Origin of the sequence: Nonomuraea turkmeniaca, from assembly GCF_005889735.1 — a bacterium.
GTDB lineage: Bacteria > Actinomycetota > Actinomycetes > Streptosporangiales > Streptosporangiaceae > Nonomuraea > Nonomuraea turkmeniaca.
This window is the reverse complement of record NZ_VCKY01000304.1, coordinates 1-11,091: the sequence shown is the minus strand read 5'-3', so window position 1 is coordinate 11,091 and position 11,091 is coordinate 1. Positions and strand designations below refer to the sequence as shown.

Annotated in this window: 6 protein-coding genes; 5 read left to right on the top strand and 1 reads right to left on the bottom strand. The window is 70.9% G+C overall.

Annotated elements, in window-relative coordinates:
* The 3 genes from ETD86_RS48395 to ETD86_RS48385 form a co-directional block, all read left to right on the top strand.
* Positions 1-616 (top strand): S1C family serine protease (locus ETD86_RS48395; RefSeq protein ID WP_138673364.1); only part of this gene is annotated, 616 nt, incomplete at its 5' end.
* 10 nt (positions 617-626) lie between these two features.
* Positions 627-1,292 (top strand): response regulator transcription factor, encoded by a 666-nt coding sequence (locus ETD86_RS48390; protein WP_170223692.1) that lies wholly within the window; start codon positions 627-629, stop codon positions 1,290-1,292.
* The gene (locus ETD86_RS48385) at positions 1,289-2,458 is read left to right on the top strand and encodes a HAMP domain-containing sensor histidine kinase (protein ID WP_138673363.1); all 1,170 of its coding nucleotides are present in this window, start codon (positions 1,289-1,291) and stop codon (positions 2,456-2,458) included. Before ETD86_RS48390 ends, ETD86_RS48385 begins: the two co-directional genes overlap by 4 nt.
* On the opposite strand, the gene ETD86_RS48380 is transcribed toward ETD86_RS48385, so the two are convergent.
* Complete coding sequence (locus ETD86_RS48380) at positions 2,450-3,814, bottom strand: cytochrome b (protein ID WP_138673362.1); 1,365 nt, start codon at positions 3,812-3,814, stop codon at positions 2,450-2,452. The genes ETD86_RS48385 and ETD86_RS48380 overlap by 9 nt on opposite strands.
* A gap of 229 nt (positions 3,815-4,043) precedes the next feature.
* Between ETD86_RS48380 and ppdK the strand changes: the two genes are divergently transcribed.
* Positions 4,044-6,680 carry a pyruvate, phosphate dikinase gene (ppdK, locus tag ETD86_RS48375; protein WP_138673361.1) on the top strand — a complete coding sequence of 879 codons (2,637 nt, stop codon included), beginning with the start codon at positions 4,044-4,046 and terminating at the stop codon, positions 6,678-6,680.
* Positions 6,681-6,988: 308 nt separating this feature from the next.
* Positions 6,989-11,091: non-ribosomal peptide synthetase (locus ETD86_RS48370; protein WP_138673360.1), on the top strand; the 4,103-nt coding region annotated here is incomplete at its 3' end.

Sequence of the window (11,091 nt, the reverse complement as noted above, 5' to 3'; positions counted from 1 at the left end):
CCCCAGGGCCGCGCCCGCCCCTTCGGCCAGTCTCACGGGCCTGAGCGCGACGGCGGCCCGCGTGCTGCCCAGCGTGGTGTCCGTGGAGGTCGGGCGCGGCGGCGGATCGGGGTTCGTCGTGGACGCTCGCGGCCACATCCTCACCAACGCGCACGTGGTCAGCGGGTACGACAACGTGACCGTGATACTCAACGACGGCCGCAGGCTGCCCGCCCAGGTGATCGGCGAGGACGACGACGAGGACCTGGCCGTGCTGGAGGTGTCGTACCCCGGCGACCTGACGCCCGCCACGCTCGGCAGGTCATCGGACCTGGCGGTCGGCGACCAGGTGCTCGCCATCGGCTCGCCGCTGGGCCTGTCGGGCACGGTCACCGCCGGCATCGTCAGCGCGCGGGACCGCGAGGTGCGGCTGGGCGGCGCCCGCCGGACGGCCGTGCAGACGGACGCGTCGATCAACCCCGGCAACTCGGGCGGCCCGCTGGTGAACGTCCGGGGCGAGGTCGTCGGAGTGAACACCGCGATCGCGGCCGGGCGGGGCGGCGGAAACATCGGCATCGGCTTCGCCATCCCCATCGACCGGGCCGCCCCCATCGCGGAACGCATCATCCGAAATTAGGGTCCAAGGCATGCGACTGCTTGTGGTGGAGGATGAGGAGGACCTGGTCGACGCGTTGCGCGTGGGTCTCGTCCGTGCTGGATACGCGGTGGATGTGGCCTACGACGCGCCGGCCGCGCACGAGAAGCTGCAGGTCAACACGTACGACCTGGTCCTGCTCGACCTCAACCTGCCCAGCGGTGACGGCTTCCAGCTGTGCCGTACCGTGCGCGCGGCCGGCAAGGGCGTGCGGATCATCATGGTGACCGCCCGCGACCGGCTGGACGACCGCGTACGCGGGCTCGACGAGGGCGCCGACGACTACGTGGTCAAGCCGTTCGCCTTCCCCGAGCTGCTGGCCAGGGTGCGGGCGCTGCTGCGCAGGGACTCCGGCGGCGGCACGTCGGTCATCCAGGTGGGCGGGTTAAGGATCGACACGGCGCGGCTGGAGGTCACGCTGGACGGCCGGTCGCTGGCGCTCACCCCCAAGGAGTACGGCGTGCTGCACTACCTGATGACCCGGCCCGGGCACGTCGTGTCCTCCGAGGAACTGCTCGAACACGTCTGGGACGAGCACGCCGACCCCTTCACCAACACCGTGCGTGTCACGGTCGGCAACCTGCGCCGCAAGCTGCAGGAGGAGGGCCTGATCGAGACCGTGATCAGCCGGGGCTACCGGCTCAAGGAGCCGACATGATCCACACCATCCGCTTCCGGCTCACCGTGCTCTACTCGGGCCTGCTGTTCGTGCTGGCCACGCTGGTGCTCGGTGGCATCTACTACGCGGTCTCCAAGTCCACCCACGAGCGCCCGTACACGACCGAGTACGCCAAGGCGTACCGCGACGGCCAGTACGTCGGCAAGCAGGAGGTCGTGTTCGTCGAGGAGGTGGAGAACGCCGTCAACGTGCGGACGCTGGCCACGCTCCGCGACTTCTCGCTCTACACGCTGGCCGCCCTCTACGTCGCCAGCCTGGGCATCGGCTGGGTGCTGTCCGGCCGGGTGCTGCGCCCGGTCCGGTCGATCACTCGTACCACGGAGGAGATCCAGGCCACCGACCTCAAGCGGCGCATCGAGCTGAAAGGGCCGCGCGACGAGCTGAAGGACCTGGCCGACACCATCGACACCATGCTCGACCGCCTGGAGCAGGCGTTCCGGGCGCAGCGCCAGCTCATCGACGACGCCTCGCACGAGCTACGCAGCCCGCTGACCATCATCCGGGCGAACGTGGACGCCGTGCTCGCCGACCCCGCCGCCAGTGAGGAGGAGCGGGTCAGGGCCGTGGCCATCGTGGACCGGGCGACCACCCGCATGACGCGGCTGGTGGAGGACCTGCTGGCCAGCGCCAGGAGGCAGGGCGGAGCGTTCGCCGACGCCGACCTCGACCTGTCCAGGGTGGCGGGGGAGGCGTGCGAGGAGCACGTGGCCCCGGCCGCCGCCCGCGACCTGACGATCACCCGTGACCTGGGGCGCGGCCTGGACATGATCGGCGACTCCGACGCGCTGCGGCGCTCGGTGGCGAACCTGCTCTCCAACGCCGTGCGCCTGTCACCCCCCGGCGGCACGATCAGGGTCGCGACCGGCCGGTCGGAAGGCTGGTTGTGGGTCGCGGTCCGGGACGACGGCCCGGGGCTGCGCGAGGCCGACCAGGAGCGGGTGTTCGACCGGTTCTGGCGCGGCGAGACCAGCCGCCGCGACCGCCACACCGGCCTCGGCCTGGCCATCGTCCGGCAGATCGTGGAGTCGCACGGGGGCCGCGTCGCGGTGTTCTCCCGGCTGGGCGAGGGCGCGACGTTCGTGTTGTGGCTGCCACCACGCGACGGCGTGCCCGGCGTGCCACCCGAGGACAACCCGCTACGGTGACCGCCTGCGGCAGACGGCGCGGGTGACGAGGAAGGCCGCCACCGGCAGCACGAACACGGCCACCCGCAACCCGACGACGATCATCTCGTACGTGGCGGGCGCCACCGTCAGCAACGCGGGCGGAGCAGGCGGCGGTTGCGGGAATCCGGGCGCGGAGCGCATCACGGGCGGGATCACCGAGACCCACATGCCCGCCCACAACACGGTGAAGAACGTGATGACCGCCACGCCCGCGGCCGTCCGCACCGGCGCCTGCGACGGCCGGTCCAGCAGGTGGTGGTGGTCCCCGTCCCCGGTGAAACGCCGCTCCAGGAACGGGTAGAGCAGCAGCACGCCGAAGAACACCGTCAAGATGAGGGGCGGTATCCACAACCCTGGCTGGAGCACATACCCGCCGACCACGATCTCCCACGGCGGCACGAGCCGCTGTGCGCCGTCCAGCACCCCGAAATACCAGAACGGCTGGGCCCCCGGCGGATAGGCGCCAGGGTTGTACGCCCCGTGCTCCCATACCGGGTTGACCCGGACGAACGTGGCCAGCGCCGCGATCGCCCCGATCGTGAACAACGCCGTCGCCCCGTTCTTGATCGCGAAGTACGGGAAGAACGGCCCGCCCGTCACGGTGCGCCCGCCGGCCGCCGTCTCTCGTCGCGAGCTCCTTCGCTCGGTGTGCTTCTGCCGCCACGTGAGGATCAGCGCGTGCAGCGGCACCACCGCCAGCAGGATCCCCGGCACCAGCAGCACGTGCGTGACGAAGATCCGCGGAATGACGTTTCCGGGGAACCCGCCGTCGAACACGAACGCCGACAGGTACGTCCCCACCAGCGGAATCGACAACAACACCCCCTGCGCCTGCCGCAGCCCCGTCATCGCGAGCTGGTCGCCGGGCAGCGACACGCCCAGGAACGACTCGAAGAGCACCAGCCCGAACAGCACCACCCCGAGCATCCACGTCAGCTCACGCGGCTTCCTGAACGCGCCGGTGAAGAACACCCGGCACAGGTGCGCCACGATCGCCAGCACGAACACGGTCGCCGACCAGTGGTGCAGCTGCCGCATCAGCAGTCCGCCCCGGACCTCCAGGCTGATCTCCACGGTGGAGGCGTAGGCCACGTCCGGGTTGGGCTTGTAGAACAACGTCAGGAACGTGCCCGTGAGCACCAGCAGCACGAACGAGTACAGCGCCAGCTCACCCAGCAGGAACGACCAGTGGCTGGGGAAGAGCTTCCTGAGCTGTGGCCGGAACCAGCGCGCGAACGGCAGCCGGTCATCCAGATAGATCGACGCGTCGCGGGCCATCTTTGCCGAACCGGTGACGATGCGAGCGCGCCTCTTGGGCTTGGTAGGAGTGGCCATGGGATCTCCCGGCGGGGGTGTGATCCGATTCTGCACCGGCCCTCGCACTTTCACAAGAATTGGTGTAAACCAATTGGTATAAACCAATTTTCCACTGCCCTGCGATAAAATTGGATTAGACCTGTTGTACGGCTGTCACCAGCGAGAACACCGCTATGTGAGAGGAGTGCAGTTTCATCATCAATTCCCCCGGTAGAGTCCGGGACAGAGGCGTTGGATTGGAGCTGTGGTGGCCAAGCACGTTTACGATTTCACCGAGGGCAACAGGAATCTCAAGGATCTTCTCGGCGGTAAAGGCGCGAATCTCGCGGAGATGACCAATCTCGGGCTGCCTGTTCCCCCTGGATTCACGATCACCGCTGAGGCGTGCCGCCACTATCTGGCGGCCGGCGCCATGCCGGACGGCCTGGAGCAGGAGATCGCCGGACATCTGGACGCGCTCGAGAAGAAGATGGGCAGAAGGCTCGGGCAGGCCGACGACCCGCTCCTCGTGAGCGTGCGGTCCGGCGCGAAGTTCTCCATGCCGGGCATGATGGAGACGGTCCTCAACATCGGCCTCAACGACGAGTCCGTGCACGGACTGGCCAAGCAGGCCGGCGGCAACGAGCGCTTCGCGTGGGACTCCTACCGCAGGCTCATCCAGATGTTCGGCAAGACGGTGCTCGACATCGACGGCGACCTGTTCGAGCGCGCGCTCGACGAGCTCAAGGGCCGGCGCCAGGACACCGACCTGGACGCGGACGAGCTGCAGGGCCTGGTGGAGGCGTACAAGAGGATCGTGCGCGAGCAGACCGGCAAGGACTTCCCCGCGGACCCGCGCGAGCAGATGCGCCTGGCCGTCATGGCCGTCTTCGACTCCTGGAACGCCCCGCGTGCCGTCCTCTACCGCCGTCAGGAGCGCATCCCCCCCGACCTCGGCACCGCCGTCAACATCATGGCCATGGTCTTCGGCAACTACGGCGACGACTCAGGCACCGGCGTGGCCTTCACCCGCGACCCCGGGTCAGGACGGCAGGGCATCTACGGCGACTACCTGCAGAACGCGCAGGGCGAGGACGTGGTCGCGGGCATCCGCAACACGATCCCGCTGGAGGAGCTCGAACGCATCGACAAGCACTCCTACGACGAGCTCCTCGGCATCATGCAGACGCTCGAGACGCACTACAAGGACCTGTGCGACATCGAGTTCACGATCGAGCGCGGCACGTTGTGGATGTTGCAGACGCGGGTCGGCAAGCGGACCGCGGGCGCCGCGTTCCGCATCGCCACCCAGCTCGTCGACCAGGGCCTCATCACGCTCGACGAGGCCGTCACCCGGGTCACCGGCGACCAGCTCGCCCAGCTCATGTTCCCGCGCTTCGACGCCGGCGCCGAGAGGAAGAAGATCGCCAAGGGCATGAACGCCTCCCCGGGCGCCGCCGTCGGCAAGGCCGTCTTCTCCTCCGCACGTGCCGTGGAGCTGGCCGAGCAGGGCGAGGACGTCATCCTCGTCCGCCGCGAGACCAACCCCGACGACCTGGCCGGCATGATCGCCGCCAAGGGCATCCTGACCAGCCGCGGCGGCAAGACCTCGCACGCCGCCGTGGTGGCGCGCGGCATGGGCAAGACGTGCGTGTGCGGCGCGGAGGAGCTCGACGTCGACACCCGCGAGCGGACCTTCGCGGCGCCGGACGGGGTGGTCGTCTCGGAAGGCGACGTGATCTCCATCGACGGCACGACCGGCGAGGTCTTCCTGGGCGAGGTGCCGGTGGTGCCGTCGGCCGTGGTCGAGTACTTCGAGGGCGCCGAACCCGGCGACGAGCTCGTCAAGGCCGTGGACCGCATCATGCGCCGCGCGGACGAGGCTCGCCGGCTGGGCGTGCGGGCCAACGCCGACACCCCGGATGACGCCGCCCGCGCCCGCCGCTTCGGGGCACGGGGCATCGGGCTGTGCCGTACCGAGCACATGTTCCTGGGGGAGCGCCGGCAACTGGTCGAGGACCTGGTCCTGGCGTCCTCGGACGAGGAACGTCAGGCGGCGCTGAACGCGCTGGAGCCTCTCCAGAAGTCCGACTTCATCGGGATATTTCGGGCTATGGAGGGCGATCCCGTCACCGTTCGCCTGATCGACCCGCCCCTGCACGAGTTCCTGCCCGACATCGTGGATCTGTCGGTCAAGGTGGCCACGTCATCGGACGTCACCGAGAAGGACCGCAAGCTGCTGGCGGCGGTCAAGCGCCTCCACGAGCAGAACCCGATGCTCGCCCTGCGCGGCGTCCGCCTCGGCCTGGTGATCCCCGGCCTGTTCGCGATGCAGGTGCGAGCGATCGCCCAGGCCGCCAAGGAGGTCCCGGGCGCGCGCCCGGAGATCATGATCCCGCTGGTGGCCGCCGTGCAGGAGCTGGAGTCGGTACGGGAGGAAGCCGTCAAGATCCTCGCCGACGTGGGCGTCGAGGCGCTGATCGGCACCATGATCGAGGTGCCGCGCGCGGCCCTGACCGCCGGCCAGATCGCCGAGGCCGCCGAGTTCTTCTCCTTCGGCACCAACGACCTGACCCAGATGGCCTGGGGCTTCTCCAGGGACGACGTGGAGTCGTCGTTCTTCCACCGTTACCTGGACCTGGGCATCTTCGGCGTCTCCCCGTTCGAGTCCCTGGACAGGGAGGGCGTGGGCCGCCTGATCAGGATCGCCGTCGAGGAGGGCCGGGCCGCCCGGCCGGACCTGCATCTGGGCATCTGCGGCGAACACGGAGGCGACCCGGACTCGGTCCACTTCTGCCACGACGTGGGCCTGGACTACGTCTCGTGCTCCCCGTTCCGCATCCCGGTGGCCCGCTTGGAGGCCGGCCGCGCCGCCCTGAGCGACACCGACTCCGACACCCGCTGAGCCGTCACGGGGGCGCTGCGCCGCTGGTTCGTCCAAGCAGCGCCCCATGGCCTCCGCCCTTCGGCCCCGCAGAGGCAGGGTCTCGCCGGACCTCTGCACCCCTGGGAATGGGGGGTGACTGACATTACCAACAGGGTATGACTGCTTACCGAAAGTCATGATCATTGTTATGGTAACGGTACCTGACGAAGTTCCGTGAGCCGCGCGATCATGCAAGCCTTGCCGCGATCAATCGGAGCTGAACGGGGAGATCCTTCGTGGCTGGCATCCTGGAAAACGATCGCATTCACCACGCCATTGCGCAGCAGATGCGACGTACCCCTGATCGCATCGCCGTGGTAGCGGGCGAGACCCGCGTGACCTATGCGGAGCTCGACGCCCGCGCCGGGCGGATCGCCGGCGAGTTGCGCCGTCGCGGCGCGGGGCCCGGCGATTCCGTGGGCGTGTGCCTGGACAGAGACGACTCGCTGATCGCGGCGTTACTGGGCGTGTGGCGGGCGGGGGCCGCCTACGTCCCGCTCGACCCCGCCTATCCGGCCGATCGGCTGGAGTTCATCGCGGCGGACGCGGGCATGGCCCACCTGATCACCTCTGCGGCGGTCGCCCGGAGGCAGGACGCGGTGCTGCGGGCCTCGGGCGCCGAAGCCCTCCTCATCGAGTCGGCCGGCCAGGACGGCGAATCCATCGACTCCGTGGCCGGCAGTCCGGGGGACGCCGCCTACGTCATCTACACCTCCGGCTCCACGGGCCGCCCCAAGGGCGTGGTCGTCGAGCACCACAACGTCATGGCGCTCCTGCGCTACGAGGCCACCCGCTATCCGGACGACCTGGACGGCATGCTCTTCGCCACGTCCGTCTGTTTCGACCCCTCCGTGACGCAGATGTTCCTGCCGCTGCTCTGCGGCGGGACCGTGATCGTCGCCGACAACCTGCTGGCCCTGCCCGCCCTGCCGGCCCGCGACGAGGTGACCACCGTGTACGGCGCACCGTCCGCGCTGGTGGCGCTGCTGAGCGAGCCGCTCCCGGCCGGCGTCCGTACGGTGATCGCCGGCGGCGAGCCGCTCACCAGGGCCCTGGCGGACCGCATCTACGCCAACCCAGGCGTGCGCCGTGTTGTAAACGTATACGGGCCGACGGAATGCACGGTCACCTGCACCTCCTACGAGGTGGTCCGCGATGAGGAGGGCGAGCCGCCGATCGGCTCGGCGTACGCCGGCTCCGTGCTCACCGTGCGCGACCCCGGCGGACGCCCGCTGGCCGACGGCGAGATCGGGGAGCTCTGGGTGGCGGGGCCGCTGGTCGGCCGCGGCTACCTGAACCGGCCGGCGCTGACCGCAGAACGGTTCGTGACCGACGACGAGGGCGTGCGCCACTACCGCACCGGCGACCTCGTCCGCCGCGAGAACGGGATCTGCTTCTACGCCGGCCGCAACGACGACCAGGTCAAGGTGGCCGGGTTCCGGGTCGAGCTGGGCGAGGTGCAGGGCACCCTGACCCGGAACCCCGGCGTGAACCACGCGGTCGTGCTGACCCAGAACGACGCCCGGGAGGTACGCCGCCTCGTCGCCTACGTGGAACCGGCCCCGAAGGAGGTGAGCGGGGATGAGGTGAGCGAGGCCGGGCTCCGGCAGTGGATGCGCGAGCGGCTGCCCGACTACATGGTGCCGTCCAGGATCGCGCTCATGGAGCGCATCCCGCTCGGACCCACCGGGAAGATCGACCGGGCCGCGCTGCCGACGGTGGAATTCGCCCCAGAGCTCGGCGCCTACGTCGCGCCGCGCAACGACACCGAGCGGCGGCTCGCCGAGATCGTCGGTGCGGTGCTCGGCGTCGAACAGGTCGGCGTCCACCACCATTTCATCGACCTCGGCGGCGAGTCGCTGGCCGCCGCCCGGATCTGCGCGGTCATCGAACGGGAGCTGGGCGCGCGGGTGGCGCTCACCACGTTCCTCGGCCGGCCGACGATCGCCGAGCTGGCCCCGCTCGTGGAGGCCGCCAGGGCCGAGTCCCCCGGGCCCGCCGCGCCCCGGCTGGCCCGTCACCCCGGCCGGGACCGCTACCCGCTCACCTTCGCGCAGTACGGCATGTGGCTGCTGCGCGAGGTCAGCCGCACCCGCAACGCCACCACACTCGCCTTCCGCCTGCGCCTGACCGGGCTCGACTCGGCCGAGCCCGTCCAGGCCGCGCTGGACGCGCTGGTCCGCGAGCACGAGGTGCTGCGCACCGTCACGGTGGCCGGCGCGGACGGCGAACCGGTCGCCGAGGTGCGCCCGCCGGCGCCCGTCCCGCTGGAGGAGCACCGCTACGCGCCCGGCCTGGCCGAGCGGCTCGCGGTCCACGGCTTCGACCTGTCCGCCGACGTCCCGCTGCTGCGCGCGGCTCTGCTCCGGCACGACGAGCGGACGGCCGAGCTGATCGTCGTCACCGACCACACCGCGTACGACGGCTGGTCCAACGCCACGCTCATGGCGGCTCTCACCGGCACCGTCGCGGAGCCGCCCGTCCAGGTCGGCGACGTCGCCCTGCTGGAGCAGGAGCTGAGCGCGGACCCGGCCAGGATGGAACGGCTGCGCGCGTTCTGGGCCGAGGAGCTGGCCGGGGCGGCGCCGCCGTACGATCTGTCGACCCGCGCGCCGAGCGGTCCCAGCCGGTTCCGCGGCACCCGGCTGGTGCACAAGGTGCCGGCGGGGACGGCGGCCAGGGTGGGCGAGCTGGCCGCGGCGACCGGCACGACCCCGTTCGCGGTCTACTTCACCGTGCTCGGCCTGCTGGTGGCGGCGCAGACGGACCGGCCCGACGTGCTGCTCGGCGCGGCCGTCGCCGACCGCGCCCATCCCGAGCTGGAGGGTCTCGTCGGCCCGCTCGTCGACGTGCTCCCGGTACGGCTCCGCCTCGACGGCGACCTGTCCGTACGGCGGGCCATCGTGCAGGCGGCGGCCGCCACGACCCGGTCGCTCGATCACATCGGCCTGGCTCCCGGGGAACGGCTGGCCGTCTCCGGCATCGAGCGCCCTCGTGGCACGATGCTCACCCCCGTCGTCCTGTCGTACCAGCCGCCCGCCGTGCCGGTGCGGCTGGAGCGTGACGGGCTGACCGTGGAGCTGCTCGGCGAGTTGAGCGGTGGCGGCTCGCAGGCGCCGTACACGGTGTTCGTGAACACGACCGTGGAGGGCGTCGAGATCCAGGTCGAGTACGACGCCGACCACTTCACCAGGGAGGAGGCGGGGGCCTTCGCCGATCGGCTGGTGCGGCTGCTGGAGGCCGCGGTGGCCGGGCCTGACCTGCCCCTGTCGGCGTTCGAGCTGGTCACCGAGGAGGAGCGGGACACACTGCTGGGCTGGGGCCGCGGGGCAGCGCTGCCCGAGCCGGGCGCGGTGACCGTCGTCCATGAGGTGCTGGAGCAGGCGGAGCGTCACCCGGGGCGGGTGGCCGTGGCGGACGGGACCGGCGAGCTGACCTACGCCGAGCTGGCCGCGGCCTCGGCCCGCATCGCCACCGCCCTCCGCGACCGGCTCCCGGCCCGGCCCACCGCCGGGGAAGGGCACGTCGTGGCCGTGTGCCTGCCGCGCGACCGGCGCCTGCCCGCCGCGCTCGTCGGCGTGGCCAGGGCCGGTGCGGCCTATGTGCCGCTCGAACCTGACCACCCGGCCGAGCGGCTGCGGCACCAGCTCGCCGACTCCGGCGCCACCGTCGTGCTCGCCGCGGACGACACCGTCCAGGTGGCGCGCGAACTGGCCGAGTCCACGGGCGCGACCGTCCTGGACCTCACCGACCTCGCCGGCCTGGCGGTGGGCGACGTGCCGCCCGCCACCACCCCTGACGGCCTGGCGTACGTGCTCTACACCTCCGGCTCGACCGGCCGGCCCAAGGGGGTCGAGGTCACCCACGGCAACCTGGCCGCGTTCGTGGCGGCCATGAGGGTCATGCCCGGGGTCCGCGAGGACGACGTCATGCTCGGCCTCACCCCGTTCTCCTTCGACGTCTTCGGCTTCGACCTGTGGGTCAGCCTGTGCAACGGGCTCCGGCTCGAACTCCTCGACCGTGCCTCGGCCGTCGACGGTCACGCGATAGCCAGGCGCATCGACGACTCCGGTGTCACTCTGCTCACCGCCACCCCGACCACGCTGCGCATGCTGGTGGCCGCCGGGTGGGCGGGCGGCGACCGGGTCCGCGTGGTCAGCATCGGCGAGGTGCTCGATCCGGCCCTGGCCGGAGAGATGCTGGTCAGGACCGGCGAGTTGTGGAACTCCTACGGGCCGACCGAGACGACCATCTACTCCACCATGACCAGGATCGCCGCCCCCGTCGGTGACAGCGTGTCCATCGGCGGGCCGCTGCCGGGGGAGCGGGCGTACGTGCTGGACCAGGCGGGCCGGCTCGTCCCTCCGGGCGTCCCGGGGGAGCTGTGGGT

Bases quoted from the DNA above. Each gene is read 5' to 3' on its own strand.
- ETD86_RS48390 (WP_170223692.1), top strand. From the start codon at position 627: ATGCGACTGCTTGTGGTGGAGGATGAGGAGGACCTGGTCGACGCGTTG.
- ETD86_RS48385 (WP_138673363.1), top strand. From the start codon at position 1,289: ATGATCCACACCATCCGCTTCCGGCTCACCGTGCTCTACTCGGGCCTG.
- ETD86_RS48380 (WP_138673362.1), bottom strand. From the start codon at position 3,814: ATGGCCACTCCTACCAAGCCCAAGAGGCGCGCTCGCATCGTCACCGGT.